At 63.6% G+C, this 16401-nt stretch carries 15 protein-coding genes; 4 read left to right on the top strand and 11 right to left on the bottom strand.

Annotation, left to right across the window (positions count from 1 at the left end; translation table 11 throughout):
- Positions 1 to 43: 43 nt before the first annotated feature.
- The 10 genes from LB559_RS07430 to LB559_RS07385 form a co-directional block, all read right to left on the bottom strand.
- Positions 44 to 1084, bottom strand: a complete 1041-nt coding sequence (locus LB559_RS07430; protein WP_224673668.1) for a branched-chain amino acid ABC transporter permease — start codon at positions 1082 to 1084, stop codon at positions 44 to 46.
- Between the two features lie 3 nt (positions 1085 to 1087).
- A complete protein-coding gene (locus LB559_RS07425) occupies positions 1088 to 1987 on the bottom strand; it encodes a branched-chain amino acid ABC transporter permease (RefSeq protein WP_032898718.1) in 900 nt (299 codons plus the stop codon).
- The gene (locus LB559_RS07420) at positions 1984 to 2919 is read right to left on the bottom strand and encodes an ABC transporter ATP-binding protein (RefSeq protein ID WP_127370903.1); all 936 of its coding nucleotides are present in this window, start codon (positions 2917 to 2919) and stop codon (positions 1984 to 1986) included. Before LB559_RS07420 ends, LB559_RS07425 begins: the two co-directional genes overlap by 4 nt.
- 112 nt (positions 2920 to 3031) lie before the next feature.
- Positions 3032 to 4132: a dimethylsulfone monooxygenase SfnG gene (gene sfnG / locus LB559_RS07415; protein WP_013528160.1), complete on the bottom strand. Its 1101-nt coding sequence runs from the start codon at positions 4130 to 4132 to the stop codon at positions 3032 to 3034.
- A gap of 160 nt (positions 4133 to 4292) precedes the next feature.
- Positions 4293 to 5753, bottom strand: coding sequence for an FAD/NAD(P)-binding protein (locus LB559_RS07410; protein ID WP_224673667.1), 1461 nt, complete (start codon positions 5751 to 5753; stop codon positions 4293 to 4295).
- The gene (gene ssuD, locus LB559_RS07405) at positions 5750 to 6922 is read right to left on the bottom strand and encodes an FMNH2-dependent alkanesulfonate monooxygenase (RefSeq protein ID WP_224673666.1); all 1173 of its coding nucleotides are present in this window, start codon (positions 6920 to 6922) and stop codon (positions 5750 to 5752) included. Before ssuD ends, LB559_RS07410 begins: the two co-directional genes overlap by 4 nt.
- A 241-nt stretch (positions 6923 to 7163) precedes the next feature.
- On the bottom strand, positions 7164 to 8102 hold the full coding sequence (locus LB559_RS07400; protein WP_013528163.1) for a sugar ABC transporter substrate-binding protein: 939 nt from the start codon (positions 8100 to 8102) through the stop codon (positions 7164 to 7166).
- Positions 8103 to 8116: 14 nt separating this feature from the next.
- The gene (locus tag LB559_RS07395; protein WP_063169855.1) at positions 8117 to 9112 is read right to left on the bottom strand and encodes an ABC transporter permease; all 996 of its coding nucleotides are present in this window, start codon (positions 9110 to 9112) and stop codon (positions 8117 to 8119) included.
- Positions 9112 to 10110, bottom strand: coding sequence for an ABC transporter permease (locus tag LB559_RS07390; protein WP_224673665.1), 999 nt, complete (start codon positions 10108 to 10110; stop codon positions 9112 to 9114). The genes LB559_RS07395 and LB559_RS07390 overlap by 1 nt, the downstream gene beginning before the upstream one ends.
- Positions 10107 to 11609, bottom strand: a complete 1503-nt coding sequence (locus tag LB559_RS07385; RefSeq protein ID WP_224673664.1) for a sugar ABC transporter ATP-binding protein — start codon at positions 11607 to 11609, stop codon at positions 10107 to 10109. The genes LB559_RS07390 and LB559_RS07385 overlap by 4 nt, the downstream gene beginning before the upstream one ends.
- A 325-nt stretch (positions 11610 to 11934) precedes the next feature.
- On the opposite strand from LB559_RS07385, the gene LB559_RS07380 reads away from it, so the two are divergent.
- From LB559_RS07380 to LB559_RS07365, 4 genes are all read left to right on the top strand, one after another.
- Positions 11935 to 12609 carry a GntR family transcriptional regulator gene (locus LB559_RS07380; RefSeq protein ID WP_013528167.1) on the top strand — a complete coding sequence of 225 codons (675 nt, stop codon included), beginning with the start codon at positions 11935 to 11937 and terminating at the stop codon, positions 12607 to 12609.
- A 19-nt stretch (positions 12610 to 12628) separates the two neighbouring features.
- Complete coding sequence (locus LB559_RS07375) at positions 12629 to 12958, top strand: L-rhamnose mutarotase (RefSeq protein WP_027164227.1); 330 nt, start codon at positions 12629 to 12631, stop codon at positions 12956 to 12958.
- A gap of 187 nt (positions 12959 to 13145) precedes the next feature.
- The gene (locus LB559_RS07370; protein WP_224673663.1) at positions 13146 to 14657 is read left to right on the top strand and encodes a UxaA family hydrolase; all 1512 of its coding nucleotides are present in this window, start codon (positions 13146 to 13148) and stop codon (positions 14655 to 14657) included.
- Positions 14658 to 14723: 66 nt separating this feature from the next.
- Entirely contained in the window at positions 14724 to 15470 is a 747-nt protein-coding gene (locus tag LB559_RS07365; protein WP_013528170.1) for an SDR family NAD(P)-dependent oxidoreductase, read from the top strand.
- 14 nt (positions 15471 to 15484) lie between these two features.
- Here LB559_RS07365 and LB559_RS07360 read toward each other — a convergent pair whose 3' ends face one another.
- Entirely contained in the window at positions 15485 to 16390 is a 906-nt protein-coding gene (locus tag LB559_RS07360; protein WP_224673662.1) for a dihydrodipicolinate synthase family protein, read from the bottom strand.
- Positions 16391 to 16401 lie beyond the last annotated feature (11 nt).

The following is a 16401-nucleotide window of genomic DNA, read 5'->3' as shown; positions in this document are numbered from 1 at the left end:
GGCCGTCTTGTTCGGCCCCTTGTTCATTTTCGGATGCGTCAGCTCAGGTCGACTGCCAGGCGAACAGGAGCCGTCTTCGGACCCTGTCCCACAGCGCCACCAGCCCGTCGGGTTCAAGGATCAGAAACAGGATGATGAGCGCGCCCAGAACGATGCGCTGGCTCATATCGAGCACGCCCGAATCGAAGAGATCGCCGAGCAGGAAGCCGCCGAGACGCGACAGAGCGAGTGGAAAGACCACGATGAGGGCGGCGCCGAAAAACGCGCCGCGGATCGAAGCCAGGCCGCCGATGATGATGATGAACAGTATCTGGAACGACCGGTCGAGATCGAAGCCGTCCGGCTCGACGGTCCTCAGGTAGGCGAAGGCCCAGATGACGCCTGCGACGCCGATGATGAAGGACGAGATGGCGAAGGCCAGCAGCTTGGTCTTCAGCACCGGGATGCCGATGATGCGGGCGGCGGTTTCATTGTCGCGGATGGCGATGAAGTTGCGCCCGGTCTGCGACGAGACCAGCCGATGGGCGAGGAAGGTCAGGACGGTGACGATTGTCAGCGCGAAGAGATAGCGACCGATGGCGCTATCGAGCGCGAAACCTGAGATCGACAGTCTCGGCGCGTCGATGACGCCTGACGCCGAGTTGTTGGAGAACCAGCTGAACTTGGTCAGCGCCCATTGCACGAAGAACTGCGCGGCAAGCGTCGATACTGCGAGATAAAAACCCCTCAGCCGCAGGCTGGGCAGGCCGAAAACGATGCCGATCGCGGCGGCGACGATGCCGGCCAGGAAGATGCTGCCGATCAGCGGCAGGCCCTCGACGCGCAGGTTGAAATTATAGGCGGCGAAGGCGCCCGCCGCCATGAAGGCGGCACTGCCCAGCGAGACCTGGCCGGCATAGCCGGTGAGAATGTTCAAGCCCACGCCGGCGAGGCTGAGCGCCAGGAACGGCAGCAGGATGGCCTCTAACAGATAGCTTGAGCCGATCAGCGGCACGACACCATAGGCGAAGGCGAGCAGCAGGACCGGTACGACCCATTTCGGCAGCACCGGCGCGGCGACGAAATCGCTTGTTATCGCGGTCATCGTTCAGATCCTCTCAACGAGCTTCTGGCCGAACAGGCCGGAAGGGCGGATCAGCAGGAAGACGAGCGCGACGACATAGGCAAACCAGCTCTCGATGCCGCCGCCGAAATAATCGCCGATATAGACCTCGGCGAGCTTCTCACTGGCGCCGATCAGAAGCCCGCCGACGATGGCGCCGAGGATGGAATCGAAGCCGCCGAGCACCAGCACCGGCAGCGCCTTGAGCACCACCAGCGACAGCGAGAACTGCACGCCGAGGCGTGCGCCCCAGAGCAGTCCCGCCACCAGGGCGACAAGGCCGGCGGCAGCCCACACGGTGGCCCAGATCAGCGGCAGCCTGAGGCCGACCGCGAGGGCCGCGAACTGGTCGTCGGCAACGGCGCGGAAGGAGAGGCCGATGCGGGTGTAGCGGAAGAACAGCGACAGCAGGAGGACCATGCCGGCGGCAACCACCGCGGCAAAAATGTCGAACTGGCTGATCAGCACGCCGCCGATTTCCAGCGGCACGTCCTCGATGCCGAGATCGAGGCCATGGACCTGCGTGCCCCAGATCAGCTGGGCGGCGCCCTCGATGATGTAGGACAGGCCGAGCGTCGCCATGAACAGTGTGATCGGCGGCTTGTTGGTCAGTGGCCGCAGCACCGTGCGCTCGATGGCGACACCCATCGCCACCATGATGGCGAAGGTGACCGCCAGCGCCAGCGCGAACGGAATACCGCGCTCGACGAGGCTGACGAAGGTGAGTGCCGCAAACAGCAGCATCGCGCCTTGCGCGAAATTGAGCACGCCCGAGGTCTTGTAGATGAGCACGAAGCCGATCGCGACAAGCGAATACATGACGCCTGAGAGCAGGCCGCCGACGAGCACTTCGATGAAGAATTGGTAGTCGAAATCGGCGATCATATGCCTGCCCCGTCCTCATTGTCCGAGGCGACGCCGAGATAGGCATCGATGACGCGTTGGTCGTTCCTGACTTCATCGGGCGTGGCGTCGGCGATCTTGCGGCCGTAGTCGAGAACGGCGATGCGATCGGACAGACCCATGACGACGCCGACATCGTGCTCGATCAACACCGCGGTGGTGGCGAAACGATCGCGCGCGGCACGGACGAAAGACGCCATCTCGCTCTTTTCGCTCGCTGTCATGCCGGCCATCGGCTCGTCGAGCAAAAGCAGGCGCGGCTCGGCCACCAGCGCGCGGGCCAGTTCGACACGCTTCTGCAGCCCGTAAGGCAAGGTGCCGACAAGACGGTCGCGAATGGCGGTGAGATGGAGGAATTCAAGGATCTGTTCGGCACGGCTGCGTGAATCGCGCTGCTCGCCACGCGAGCGGCCGATGCCGAGCACCTGGCCGGCAAAGTTGGAGCGAACCTTGTAGGCAAGGCCAGAGGCGACATTGTCGAGGACGCTTAGGCCCTTGAACAGTGCGAGATTCTGGAAGGTTCTGGCGACGCCGAGATGGGCCAGCCGCTGCGTCGGGACCTGGGCATAGGAGGTACCGTCGAGCTGGACATGGCCGCGATCCGGCCGGTAGACGCCGCTGATGACGTTGATCAGCGAACTCTTGCCGGCGCCGTTCGGGCCGATGATGGCACGGATCTCGCCTTGGCGGACCGATAGGTCGATATCGGCCAGTGCCACGACGCCGCCAAAGGACAGGCTGATGCCCTGAAGCGAAAGCAACGCTGAGGCATCGCCGGCAACGGCCCCTGCCGACTTGGCGACATCTTCGAACGACTGCTCCGGCCGTGGACCTGACGGCAGGCCGCGCGCAAAGACCTCCGGTGCATAGGCGGAAGCCTCCATCACTCCGAGCGTATAACTGGGCAACGGCATTCCAATCGTCCTCGATTAGGCGCGCAAAGACCTATTGCCGCCCGACGGATCAGCGCGCCGGGCAAGCTCCATGTGTGCAGGCCGGCGCGTGTCCGGCGTGCCTATGGGGTGACTATTCCGCCGCCAGCGACGCCGCCGCCTCGGCGTCTTCCAGTTCGCGAACGAGCGGGATGACATGCTTGCCGAAATACTCGACCTCTTCCTGGAAGTGCAGGAAACCGAGCAGGATGAGATCCGCACCCGCGCGCTTCAGGTCGACGACGCGTTGAGCGACCTGCCTGGGGGTGCCGATCAGGTTCGAGCGGAAACCGTCATTGTACTGGACCAGATCGTCGAAGGACGATTTCGCCCAATTGCCCTCACCTTCCGGCGAGGCCTTGCCGGCATTCTTGACCTCATGGCCAAAAGCATTGACCGCGTCGGGATTGGCCTCGGCGATGATTTCGGCGAGCACCGCCCTGGCCTCGTCCTCGGTCTCGCGAACGACCGCGAAGGCGTTGACGCCAACTTTGACGGAATGGTTATTGGCCTTCGCCTTGACTCTGATATCATCGACCTGCTTGGCGATCTCGGCCGGCGTGTTGCCGTTGGTGAAGTACCAGTCCGAGACGCGCGATGCCATGTCGCGCGCGGCGCGCGACGAGCCGCCCTGGAAGATTTCGGGTACTTGCGGCGGTTTCGGCTTCAGAGAATACTCATTGAAGCGGTAGAAATCGCCACGGAAGGTGAAGCTGTCTTCAGTCCATATTCCGCGCAGCGCACGGATGAATTCCTCCGAGCGGCGATAGCGCTCGTCATGATCGAGCCAATGCTCGCCGATGGCATGGAACTCGCCACGGAACCAGCCGGAGACGAGGTTGATCGCGACGCGGCCGTTGGTCAGGTAGCTGATGGTGGCGATCTGCTTGGCCGCCAGCGCCGGGTTCCATGGTCCTGGCAGGATCGCCGCGATGACCTTGAGCGTCGTGGTCGCCGCCAGCAGATCATGGCTGAACGCCACCGATTCATGCTGTTCGTCGGCGCCGTAGCCGGCGGTGAAACGTATCTGGCTGAGCGCGTAATCGAAGCCGGCCTTCTCGGCGATCTGCGCCAGCTTGCGATTGTACTCGGCAGAATGGTTGGTGCGCTGCTCGATGTTGGAAATCACCAGGCCGCCCGAAACATTCGGCACCCAGTAGGCGAATTTGATCGGATCGGCTTCTGCATGTGCCATGAACTGTCTCCCATTCAGGCCGTGTCGTTGATCGCTCCGGTCGCGCCGGCTCCGATATTTATTATGTTTATAGAATATATATACAAAGAAGGATTTCCCCTTTTTGGGGCGCTCTTGAGACGGAAATACCAATTTTCGCTGCCGACCCGGCCCGCAGGCGTCAGCTCACGCGTGGACGGTGCGCGGCATTGACGCCAATGGCCTGCGCTGACGGCAGGGTTACCAGCAGCCTGGCAATTTCAACCGCGACCGCCTGGGCATGGCGGGCGACTTCCGGCAGACCCATGAGCTCGCCGAAAGTCCCTCGTGCCAGCGGGCCGGCGACCAGGAGTGTCGCGACCGCCGCGCCGTCCCGGCCGATCGCGCGGCTGTCGAGACCTGTCTCGATGCCAAGCCCATATTGGTCCGTCCTGATCAAGCCGGCTTCCGCCAGCGAGCTTAGCGCCGGGTTCAGCTGCAGCGCCTGCCCATGGGCCGGACCGGTGGTGTTGATGACGGCAGCGAAGCGCATCGTCTCGATCCGGGTCTGCCCGCGCCGTTGAAAGCTGACAGCCAGGCTGCCGTCCTCGTCGTTCGACGCGACAAGCCTGGCGGCAATGGTGTCGACTGTACCGGCGGCATGACGCCGGTCGAGCACGGCGGCGACCTGCGGCGCGATCCTGAAACGATGCACGTCCCAGAACACGCGCAGCTGGCGCACCAGCCTTGCCCGCTCCGGCGGCGCAAGTGCAGCCCACAGCACCGGCCCCTGGAGGCGCAGCTGATCGAAGACCGACTGCCAGTTGACATTGGCGGCGCGCGCGGCCGCCAGCGTCGCGCGAATGGTCTTGAGCATGCCGAGCGCCGTCGTGGCCGGCGCGGATGCAAAGTCGCCAAAAGGCTCGCCCCTGATATCCGGGTGGCCGCGCGAGCGCAGGCCGCGGCGCGACAGCGCGAGGATACGGCCGCGATGGCCACGGCGGTCGAGTTCGGCGACCATGTCGGCCGAGGTCAACCCGGAGCCGACGATCAGCACCGACGCCTCCGGCCCGATCCCTGAAAGCGCGGCGGAAGCGTACGGATCGGCGACGAAACCTGGCGCTTCCGTCAGCGAGGCCAGCGCGTTGGGAATTCCGGGCCGCGGATGCGTCGCTGCCAGGACGAGGATATCGGCGACGACCGGTCCGGCAGAGGTGTGCACGGTCCAGCCCGCGCCACTGGCATCGCGTGTCACGCGTGTGGCGGAACCTTCGACATGATGGACAAGGCCGGAACCGAGATACGGCGCCAGATGCTCGGCGACGTAGCGGCCGAACACGCGACGGCGCGGAAAAGCGTCGCCGTTCTTCCAGATGGCATCCGGGTCGTGTTCGAGTTCTCCGCTGCCGGCCAACCAGCGTGCAAAATGCTGCGGATCATCGGGAGCCATGCTCATCCTGACTGCGGGGACATTGACCCGGTGCGACGGTTCCTCGCTGGAATAGGCCAGGCCGCCGCCGAGCGCTGGTCGCGGCTCGATGACGGAAATCGACAGGCGCTCCGATTGAGGTGCCCGCGCCAGATGCCAGGCCACCGCCGCGCCGGAAAAGCCGCCGCCAAGGATGGCGACGCGCAACCGGCGGGCCGGAGGGAGCGCGTTCACGAGGCGCTGGCGAGCGATTTCGGCCGGTGGTCGCCGGCGATGGTCTCGCCGAACGGACCGGTGTTGACGGACGAGCCAGCGGCTTTGACCGGATGGTCGGTCGGCAGTTTCGGCAGCACCAGTTCGCCGAAGCGATAGGCTTCTTCCAGATGCGGATAGCCGGACAGGATAAAGGTATCGATGCCGAGGCGCCGGTACTCGTCGATACGCTCGGCGATCGTGTCGGGGTCGCCGACAAGGGCAGTACCGGCACCGCCGCGCACCAGGCCGACGCCGGCCCACAAATTGGGCGCGATCTCGAGCTTGGCACGATCGCCGCCATGCAATGCGCTCATCCGCGCCTGCCCGACCGAATCCATGCGCGCAAAGACCTTTTGGGCCGAGGCAATCGTCGCGTCGTCGAGGCGGCTGATCAGCCTGTCGGCAGCGGCCCAGGCCTCCTCGGTGGTTTCGCGGGCGATGACATGCAGCCTAATGCCGAAGGAGAGCTTGCGGCCGGCCTTCTGCGCCAGTTCACGCACGCCGTCCAGCTTGCGGTCGACATCGGCAGGCGGCTCGCCCCAGGTCAAATATTTGTCGATCTCCTGCGCCGCCACCGTCGACCCGGCATCGGACGAACCGCCGAAATACAGCGGCGGGTAAGGCGTCTGCACCGGCGGAAACAGCAGCCTTCCGTCCTCGATGTGGAAATGCTTGCCGTCATGCTCGACCGTCTCGCCGCTCAGCACCCGCTTGTATATGCGCAGGAACTCCTGCGTCACCTCATAGCGTTCGGCATGCGACAGGAAAATGCCGTCGCCCTTGTTCTCCAGCGGATCGCCGCCGGTGACGACGTTGATCAGCAGGCGGCCATTTGAGATGCGGTCCAGCGTCGCAGTCATGCGCGCGGCCAGCGTCGGCGACTGCAAACCGGGCCGCACGGCGACAAGGAAACGCAAGCGTTCGGTCATCGGCACAAGAGCCGATGCGATCACCCAGGAATCCTCGCACGAGCGGCCGGTCGGCAACAGCACGCCATAGTAGCCGAGCGTGTCGGCCGCCTTCGCCACTTGCGTCAGATAGGGCAGATCGACCGATCTGCCGCCCTCGGCCGTGCCGAGATAGCGGCTGTCGCCATGCGTCGGCAGAAACCAGAGCACCTTGATACGGTCTGGAATGTGCTTGCTCATGGCCTGTCTCCCGTCGCCTGACGGAGGCGGCCGGAGATGCCTGCTTTGGTTGACGGCGAGCGCAAAAAGGTAGGCATGGCGTGGTCCTGTCCGGGTGGAAACCAGATCGCCAGTGCAGATTGCTTATTCCATAAACTCTGTAGAGTTAGTTTATTCCAATTCCGTTGCCGCTATTAGAATTTCTCTCCCCAAGAAATCGGCGGCGAGGCCGACCCGAGTGCAGCGGGCCGGCCTTCCTGCATCAGAACGCTGGTTCGACCGCGTTGACGTTGTCCTTGGTGACAACTGTCAGCGGGATCGGCAGCCGGTCCTTGACCTCCTTGCCCTCGATGATCTCGGCCATCGTGTTGATCGCCAGGCGGCCATCCTCGACGGGCGACTGGACGATGGTCGAGTACATCTCATTGGTGCGGATCGATTCGAACGCATCCTTCTGGCCATTGATGCCGACGATCGGCGGTGCGGCCTTGGAGGGGTTCGCCTCTTTCCATGCGTCGATGAAGCCGCGGGCCATCGTGTCGTCATTGGCGTAGACACCGCTGATCTGGTCGCCGAAGCGTGTGATCAGATCGCGGCTCACCACCAGCGCCTTTTGCTGGTCGAAGTCGGCGTTGACCGTGTCGAGCACGTTGATCTCGGCATTGGTTTCCTTGAGACGGTCGGTAAATCCGCTGACGCGGCCGATCGTGGTGCCGTTGCCGGCCTGGCCGGCGATGATGACGACGGAGCCCTTGCCGCCCAGCGCCTTGCTCAGCGAGTCCGCCGCCAGCTTGCCTTCCTCATAGACATCAGGCCCGGTGAACGACTTGATGAACGGCTTGGCATCGTCGCTCATCGGCGAATTGATGAGGATCGCCGGAATGTTCGCCTGCTGCGCGCGCGCCAGCCCCGGTATGTATGCCTGCGGGTCGAGCGGCCACAGGATGATGCCATCGACCTTGCGCGCAACGCAGGTGTTGAGCTGCTCGGTGCCTTTCTGGACATCAAAATCCTGGCTGAGGCTCAGGATCTCGATGCCGAGTTCCGCAGCGCGCGCCTGAAGCGCCTTGTTGGCCGGCGTCGCGTAGGCATGCGAATCCGCTGCCGTCACGTAGCAGACCGTCTTGGCGCTGGCCCAGCCCGTCGATGCCAGCACAGCCGCCATGGCGGCGACGTGAAGCATGCTTTTCTTGCCAATCATGTGTTTCCTCCCAATCATGTGGTTCCTCCTTGAGTGATTGGATTGTCGCGAACGAGCGCCGGGCGCGTGCCCGGAGCCCTCCCCTTGGTGGTAACGGCCCGATCGAGCACGACGAGCAGGATCAGGATAAGCCCGGACACGACCTGCTGGACGTATGCGGGAACGGACTGGAACTCCATCGCGATGGTCAGCGAGCCGATCGTCAGCACGCCGCCGAGCGTGCCGAGCGCGGATCCCTTGCCGCCTTCGAGACGAGTCCCGCCGACAACGACCGCGGCAATGACGGCGACCGTCAGTTCCGAGCCGAAGACAGGCGAGCCGGTGTTGGTGACGAGGCTCTGGAGAACCCCCGCCAGGCCGGCAAGCGTGCCGGCAAAGACAAAGCCGAGAAAGACGATACGGTCCGAGGCGATACCGCTTTCCTTGGCAGCCGCCGGGTTGGACCCCACCGCAAAGACGTTGCGCCCAGGTATGGTGCGCGTCAGCCAGAAATGCAGCAGCACGATCAGGGCGATGAACAGCACGCTGCGGAGGGTGAAGACATCGAGATAGATCTTGGCCAGCGCCAGGGAGAGCATGATGTCGGTTCCGGTCACCGGCTGGCTGTTGGTGATCCAGTGCGCGAGTGAGCGGAAGATCAGCATCGTCGCGAGCGTCAGCACGAGCGAATTCACCTTCAGGCCGACGACCAGCATGCCGTTGATGGCGCCTGCCAGGGTACCGACCAGGATGCCGGCGATCGCGGCGGGCAGGATGCCGATCTCTCGCTGCAGGATGACCGATACGATGCCGGCCAGGGCAAACACGGCGCCACCGGAGAGGTCGATCTGGCCCGATATCAAAAGCACCGTCAAGCCGACCGCGATCAGGCCGATCGTCGCCGCCCGGTCGAGACCGAGGCCGAGCGTCGATGCCGAGAGGTAGCCGGGGACCAACAGCGCGGAAATGACGAGCGTCAGGCCGAGAATGATGACGACGCGATGCTGCGAGACAAGCGAAAGAAAACGCATCACGCCACGCCCCGCTTGCGCAGCGCCGCATCCATGCCGACGGCACCGACGATCAGGATGCCGAGCACGAAACCCTGGATTGGCGTGCGCACACCGTCGAGCACCATGACGTTGGTCAGCAGTTGCACGAAGATGAGGCCGGCAATGGCCCGCGGCACCGATCCGAAGCCGCCGACGATCGACACGCCGCCGACCACCACCGCCGTGATGGCGCTGAATTCGTAGCCGCCGCCGATGAGCGGCCGCGCGCTCTGCAGCGTCAGCCCGAGCAGGCCGCCGCTGATGCCGGAAGCCAGTGCGGTGATCACGAAGGCGCCAGCCTTCACGGCCCGCACCGGAACCGCACTAGCCTCGGCGGCGCTGTAATTGCCGCCGGTGGCGAGCGTCCATCTGCCCCAGAAGGAGCGGGACAGGACGAAATGGCCGACAAGGGCGATGACCAGGAAGATCAACACCACGACCGGAATGCCGAACAGCCGGCCCTTGGCGAATTCGGCTGAGGCGGGATTGCTGCCATAGACGATGACCCCGCCGACAGCCGCCTGGACGATGCCCAGTCCGATCGTGCCAACGCCGAGCGTGGCAATGATGGGATTGATGCCGACATATCCGACCAGGCCCCCGTTGAGCAGGCCTATGAGGCCCGCGAGACCCACCGCCAGCAGGAACGCCGGCAGCGGCCCGATCATCGGCTGCAGCCCGAGCGACAGGATGGCGCCACAGGCGATGGTGGCCGGCACCGACAGGTCGGCCAGGCCGCCGACCACGAGCACGAAGGTCATGCCGACGACGACGATGCCAACGATAGACATCGAGGTCAGGACGTTGAGCAAATTGCCTGACGTGAAGAAGGCGGGGCTGACGAGGGAGCCGTAGAGCATCACGACGACGATGGCGAAGGCGAGCCCCGCCTTCGACAGGACATCGACAAGCCTGCTGCCACGCGTAAAGCGGTCTTTGCGGTTCACGCCACCGATCTCCATGGCCGCTTCGCTCAAGCCATCTCCTCCCCGGTGGCCAGCGCCATGATGCGCTCCTCGCTCAATTCGCTGCGCAAGAGAGGCTCGGAGGCATAGCCATCGCGCATCACCACCACGCGGTCGCAGACTCCGAGGATTTCGGGCAGTTCCGACGAGATCATCACGACCGCCATGCCGCCGGCGACGAGTTGGCCGATGATGTGGTGGATCTCGGCCTTGGCGCCGACGTCGACGCCCCGCGTCGGCTCGTCGAGGATCAAGGCCGAAGGTTTGGCGGCAAGCCATTTGGCGATGACCGCCTTCTGCTGGTTGCCGCCCGACAGAAGGCTGATGCGCCGTTCGCCGTCGGGCGGTGAAATCGAAAACTGCTTGACCGAATCCCGGGCAAGCGCGCGATCGGCGCTGCGGCTGATGCGTCCGAAACGGGTCAGGCGGCGCAGGATGGGCAGGCTGATGTTTTCCCGGACCGACATTCCAGGCACGACGCCATCGCCCTTGCGATCTTCCGGAACATAGGCAATGCCTGCCCTGACCGCCTGGGATGGCGAGTTGATCGAGACCTCGCGTCCGTTGACGCTGACCGTGCCCTCGACAAGCCGCGACAGGCCGAAGATTGCGCGGGCAACCTCGGTGCGGCCAGCGCCCACCAAGCCGGTCAAGCCCAGTATCTCGCCGGCGCGCACTTCGAAGCTGACATCGCGGAAGCGCTGTCCGTCGCTGATATGCTCCACGCGCAACACGGACTTGCCGATCGCGGCCGGACTTTTCGGGAAGACATTGCTAACTTCGCGACCGACCATCAGCCTGATCATATCGGCAGCCTTTATGCCCTTGATCGGACGCGTCTCGATCATTGAGCCATCGCGCAGCACCGTCACCTCATCGGCGATTTCGAGCACCTCCTTCAGCCGATGGCTGATGTAGACGATGGCGATGCCGTCATCGCGCATCTTGCGCAGGATCCGGAACAGCGCCGCCGTCTCATGCTCGCTGAGGCTGGATGTCGGCTCGTCCAGCACGATGATCCTCAGCTGCGCCGCATAGGCCTTGGCGATCTCGACGAGCTGCTGCTGGCTGATAGAAAGGTTGCCGAGCCGTTCACGCGGATTAATGGCCGCTCCGAGCTCGTCGAGGACGGCAGCCGCCGCCCTGACCATCTCGCGCTTGCGCAGAAAGGTCCATTTGCCGGGCATGCGGCCGAGATAGACGTTCTCGGCGACGGTCAGGTCGGGGACAAGATTGATTTCCTGGTGCACCATGCGGATGCCGAGCGCCTGGGCGTCGGCGGGCCGGCGCATGCGCACCTCGGCGTCACCGACTTTGATCGTGCCGCTGGTGGGCGCGTAGGATCCGTTGAGGATCTTCATGAGCGTCGATTTGCCGGCGCCGTTCTCACCCACGACCGCATGAACGGTGCCGAATTTCACGGCAAAATTGACGTTGGACAGAGCCTTCACGCCTGGAAAGTTCTTGCTGATGCCTCGCATATCCAAGGCGCAATCGGCGGCGACGGTCATATCTGGCTAGGTTCCTCCTGGCGGCCGGCCGGTGCGCTACATCGGCCTTCGATATGTTAGTATAATAGCACTGCAAACGCAGTTCGGGCCTCTTCGAACAAGCTTGAATGGCCTGCGCTGTTGAAGATCCAAGCCTCAGTCCCGGACTGAATTTTCCATCGTTCATCCTCACTATTGCACTAATATAACAGTTCTGGCAAGCTGGATTCCGGCGGGTCGTCATGACGTCGTGCGTCCCCGACCCCCGACGCTTGTATTGGATGCGTTCCAATTGACATTCTAGTATTATCTGGCCATTTCTGGTGAACGAAGACACGGATTTGCAATGGACCTGGATCCTTCGACGCTCAATCGGGCTCTTCCGCTCCGCGATCAGATCTACCACAAGATCCGCAACCTGATCGTCGTCGGGCAGTTGAAGCCGGGAGAGGTCATCAACGAGGTCGCCATCGCGGAGGCCCTGGGGGTGTCTCGCACCCCCGTTCGCGAAGCGGTCAAGCGCATCAGCGACGAGGGCCTGGTCAAGATCCTGGCGCAGACCGGCACCTATGTTGCTCCGATCAGCCGGGCCGACCTGGAAGAAGCCTATGTCATCCGGCGGGCACTGGAGATGGAAAGCGCCCGACGCGCGGCCGCCAAGTTCACAGCGGCAGCCAGCGAATTGCTGGAAGACAACATGGCGGCGCACCGGCTTGCCATATCCCGCGGCAGATATGCCACCGCGATACAACTCGACGATGTCTTCCACCGCACCATAGCCGAGATCTGCGGCCTGCCGATGATCTGGAGAGCCGTCGACATCTCGAAGGCACAGATGGATCGCGGGCGCTATCTCGCTATCCCAAGACCGGGTTATGGCGAACAGACGATCGAGCAGCACGAGGCCATTTTCGACGCGCTGAAGCGCCACGACGCCGAGGGTGCGGCACGGGCCATGGAACATCATCTCGAGACGTCGTTCCGCAACACGCTCGAAGTCGCCGCCGACCTTCTCGGCTGAAGCCCCGCGAGCAACCAGCATGCAAAGAATGGGACTTTGTATCGGCGTGAAAGCCGAGGCGATCGCGGACTATAAGCGCGTCCACGCCGCCGTCTGGCCCGAAGTGCTCGACGTCATCAGCCGCGCCAACATCCGCAACTATTCGATCTTCCTGCGCGAACCGGAGAACCTTCTGTTCGCCTGCTGGGAGTATCACGGCAGCGACTTCGCCAAGGATGCAGCGCGGATGAGCGAGTCGCCGGCCATGCGCAAATGGTGGGAACGGTGCGACCCCATGCAGACGCCGCTGCCGACGCGCGCCGACGGCGAATGGTGGGCGGCCATGGAAGAGGTCTTCCATCTCGATTGACCAGAACGTTGTCGGGCAGTCGCTTTCTCTCCCGGATATGCCCCAACGACGTGGCGACCGGTCCGTCTTTCACGACGACCTCATGCAGTCTCCGGCCTTGACCTCTGACATTCTATTATATTAGTATTCCAAATCATTTCTTGTCTCTCGACCTCCTGTCGCGGGGAACTTTTTCAGAGTTTGGGTCATGGCGCGGTTCATCAAGCTTTCGGGGGCCGACAACATTCTTCTGGCGGTCGATCCGTTGAAGATCGGCGAAAAAGCCGGTGACGTGGCTGCCAGGGCACGCATACCGCGCGGGCACAAAATGGCCTTGCGCGACATCGGCTCGGACGAGCCGATCGTGAAATACGGCCAGACCATCGGTTTTGCGCGGGAACCAATCGTCGCCGGCGACTGGGTTCACGAGCACAATGTGTATCTGCGAAATTTCGAACGCGACTACGTCTTCGGCACGAATACCAGGCAAACCGAGATCGTTGCCGAGGCCGAGCGCGCTACTTTCATGGGTTACCGCCGGCCGAGCGGCAAGGTGGGCACGCGCAACTTCATTGCCGTCCTGACCTCGGTGAACTGCTCTGCCAGCGTCGCCCGGTTCATCACCGACGAGGTCAACCGGTCTGGCATCCTGCGCGACTATCCCAATGTCGACGGGATCATCGCACTCGTCCACGGCACTGGCTGCGGCATCGACACCAAGGGTCCCGCTTACGACCTGTTGAAAAGGACGCAATGGGGCTTTGCCACGAACCCCAATATCGGCGGCGTGCTGATGGTCGGACTCGGCTGCGAAGCGTTCCAGATCCCACGCTGGATGCAGTCGTACAACATCGAGGAGAGCACGATTTTCCGCACGATGACCATCCAGGAAACCGGCGGTACGCGAAAGACGGTCGAGGCTGGCGTGAAGGCGATCGTCGACATGCTGCCTACGGTGAACGCCGCCGAAAGGACGCCGCAACCAGCCTCCGAACTGGTGCTTGCGCTGCAATGCGGCGGATCGGACGGTTACTCCGGCATCAGCGCCAATCCGGCACTAGGTGCTGCGGTGGACCTGCTTGTCGGGCAAGGCGGTACGGCGGTGCTCTCGGAGACGCCCGAGATCTATGGCGCCGAACATCTCCTCGCCTTGCGCGCCGAGAGCCGCGCGGTGGGCGAAAAGCTGATCGAACGCATCCGCTGGTGGGAGGATTATACCGCCAGGCACGACATGGAGATGAACAACAACCCTTCGCCCGGCAACAAGCTGGGTGGGTTGACGACCATCCTGGAGAAATCGCTCGGCGCTTCCGCCAAGGGCGGCACCACCAATCTGCGGGCGGTGCTGGAATATGCCGAGCCGATCAACGAGCGCGGCCTCGTCTTCATGGATACGCCCGGCTACGACCCGGTCTCGGCCACCGGGCAGGTCGCCGGCGGCGCCAACATATTGTGCTTCACCACCGGCCGCGGTTCGGCCTTCGGCTGCAAGCCGACGCCCTCGATCAAGCTTGCCTCCAACACCTTCATCTTCGAGCAGATGCGCGAGGACATGGATATCAATTGCGGAGACATACTGGACGGCGTCTCGCTGGCCGAGAAGGGCGAGGAGATCTTTGCCGAGATCCTGCGCGTCGCTTCCGGCGGGCGCACCAGGTCGGAAGCGCTCGGCTATGGCGACAACGAGTTCGTGCCATGGAGCCTTGGCGCGACCATGTAGCGATCGCCGGCCTGCACAGGCCGGCCTTTATCCCGGAAGTAGCTCAAACGGAAAGAACCGCTCGACATGAACAGGATCGATCTTGACGGCCAGCACGCTGTGGTCACCGGTGGCGCCCAAGGCCTCGGCTTTGCGATGGCCAGGCGTTTCGTCGCTTCCGGCGCGACGGTCAGCTTGTGGGATCTCGATGAGGCCCGCCTCGAAACCGCCAAGAAGGAACTCGGCAACGCTGCCACGACAGAGATCGTGGACGTCGCCGATTGGACGTCGGTGGACGCGGCGCGCGCCAGGACCGAAGATCTGGCCGGCAAGATTTCCATTCTGGTCAATTCCGCCGGAATTGCCGGCCCTGCCGCCCCGCTCGACGTCTACGACATCGAGACGTGGAAGAAGGTCATCGACGTCAACGTAAACGGTACGTTCTACGTCAATCGCGCCGTGGTTCCCGGAATGAAGGAGCGCAATTACGGACGGATCGTCAACATCGCTTCGGTCGCCGGCAAGGAGGGCAACCCCAACGCCTCCGCCTATTCAGCCTCGAAGGCGGCGGTCATCGGCTTGACCAAGTCGCTCGGCAAGGAACTGGCGCAGTACGACATCGCCGTGAACTGCATCTCGCCGGCCACGGCACAGACGCGCATCCTCGAACAGCTGACGCCGGAGCACATCGAATATATGCGCTCGCGCATTCCGCGCGGCCGCCTGCTGGAGGTCGACGAAGCCGCGGCGATGGTCGCCTGGCTCGTCTCCAAGGAGAACAGTTTCACGACCGCCTCCACGTTCGACCTGTCGGGTGGGCGGACGACCTATTGAAGGGCAGTTGCCGTTCAGCCAGGTAACCGACCGGGGCCAGCCGCAAAGCGCGCCACCATCGCCACGCCGGTCTCGTTGGGCCGCATCGCCGGAGCCCGGTCGTGTATCGGGATGCCGGCACGGGCGCCGAACAACCGCTTGCCGTAGCAGATCAGGTTCTCGATGCCCTGCATGACGAAGACCGCTGCCGGCAGCATTCTTGCATACTCGGCCTCGGCCGTCGCTTCGTCACCGATCCGAAACGCATTGTAGGCGCGCACGGCGAGGTCGATGCCATCAGGCGCCAGGATCATGCCGCGGCAACCGATGCGGAAATTGTCGATCAGTTCAAGGCCGCCGCGTCCGTTGAAAACGGGTATCCGGCCTTCGGTGCGTTCGATCAATCCGGCAATGTCGGTGACAGGGCCTTCGCCCTTGATCAGCCTTATGTTGGGATGAAGCGTGACAAGTTCGCGGATCTCGTCCGATGACAGGCCGCGCCCGAAAAACGCCGGCGCGTTCTGGATCGCCACCGGCAGGTCGGTTGCCTCGGCGACGCGGCCGAAGAACCTGGTGTATTCCAGCGCACCATAGGATCCGACCGGCGGCGGCTGCAGGATCACCCAATCCGCTCCCACGCTTTCAGCATGGCGCAGCTGTGCCACCTGCTCAGCCACCGAAGCGCCGAAGATGGTGAAGGCAAGCGGCACTTTTCCAGCCGTATCTTCCGCCGTCCAGTCCATGATCGTCCGGCGCTCGGCCTCGGTCAGCTTGGCGACTTCCGTCGCCAGGCCGAGCGCCGCCATGCCGTGCACGCCCGTCGCCAGGCAGATCTCGACCTGCCGACGCATCGCCGCGCGGTCCAGTTGTTCGTTCGCGTCAAAGAGCGCGTAGAGAATGGCGTGAATGCCGTGGAAATCGTCAGGCCGGAAATTGGGCATGCTGGTCGGCC

It is taken from the genome of Mesorhizobium sp. BR1-1-3, assembly GCF_020165455.1.
Taxonomy (GTDB): domain Bacteria; phylum Pseudomonadota; class Alphaproteobacteria; order Rhizobiales; family Rhizobiaceae; genus Mesorhizobium; species Mesorhizobium ciceri.
The sequence above is the reverse complement of the archived record's forward strand: the minus strand, read 5'-3'. Positions and strand labels throughout refer to the sequence as shown.

What these genes read in the sequence shown, in the direction of transcription:
- LB559_RS07430 (WP_224673668.1), bottom strand. Translation starts at nt 1,084, where the DNA reads ATGACCGCGATAACAAGCGATTTCGTCGCCGCGCCGGTGCTGCCGAAA.
- LB559_RS07425 (WP_032898718.1), bottom strand. Translation starts at nt 1,987, where the DNA reads ATGATCGCCGATTTCGACTACCAATTCTTCATCGAAGTGCTCGTCGGC.
- LB559_RS07420 (WP_127370903.1), bottom strand. Translation starts at nt 2,919, where the DNA reads ATGCCGTTGCCCAGTTATACGCTCGGAGTGATGGAGGCTTCCGCCTAT.
- sfnG (WP_013528160.1), bottom strand. Translation starts at nt 4,132, where the DNA reads ATGGCACATGCAGAAGCCGATCCGATCAAATTCGCCTACTGGGTGCCG.
- ssuD (WP_224673666.1), bottom strand. Translation starts at nt 6,922, where the DNA reads ATGAGCAAGCACATTCCAGACCGTATCAAGGTGCTCTGGTTTCTGCCG.
- LB559_RS07400 (WP_013528163.1), bottom strand. Translation starts at nt 8,102, where the DNA reads ATGATTGGCAAGAAAAGCATGCTTCACGTCGCCGCCATGGCGGCTGTG.
- LB559_RS07395 (WP_063169855.1), bottom strand. Translation starts at nt 9,112, where the DNA reads ATGCGTTTTCTTTCGCTTGTCTCGCAGCATCGCGTCGTCATCATTCTC.
- LB559_RS07385 (WP_224673664.1), bottom strand. Translation starts at nt 11,609, where the DNA reads ATGACCGTCGCCGCCGATTGCGCCTTGGATATGCGAGGCATCAGCAAG.
- LB559_RS07380 (WP_013528167.1), top strand. Translation starts at nt 11,935, where the DNA reads ATGGACCTGGATCCTTCGACGCTCAATCGGGCTCTTCCGCTCCGCGAT.
- LB559_RS07375 (WP_027164227.1), top strand. Translation starts at nt 12,629, where the DNA reads ATGCAAAGAATGGGACTTTGTATCGGCGTGAAAGCCGAGGCGATCGCG.
- LB559_RS07370 (WP_224673663.1), top strand. Translation starts at nt 13,146, where the DNA reads ATGGCGCGGTTCATCAAGCTTTCGGGGGCCGACAACATTCTTCTGGCG.
- LB559_RS07365 (WP_013528170.1), top strand. Translation starts at nt 14,724, where the DNA reads ATGAACAGGATCGATCTTGACGGCCAGCACGCTGTGGTCACCGGTGGC.
- LB559_RS07360 (WP_224673662.1), bottom strand. Translation starts at nt 16,390, where the DNA reads ATGCCCAATTTCCGGCCTGACGATTTCCACGGCATTCACGCCATTCTC.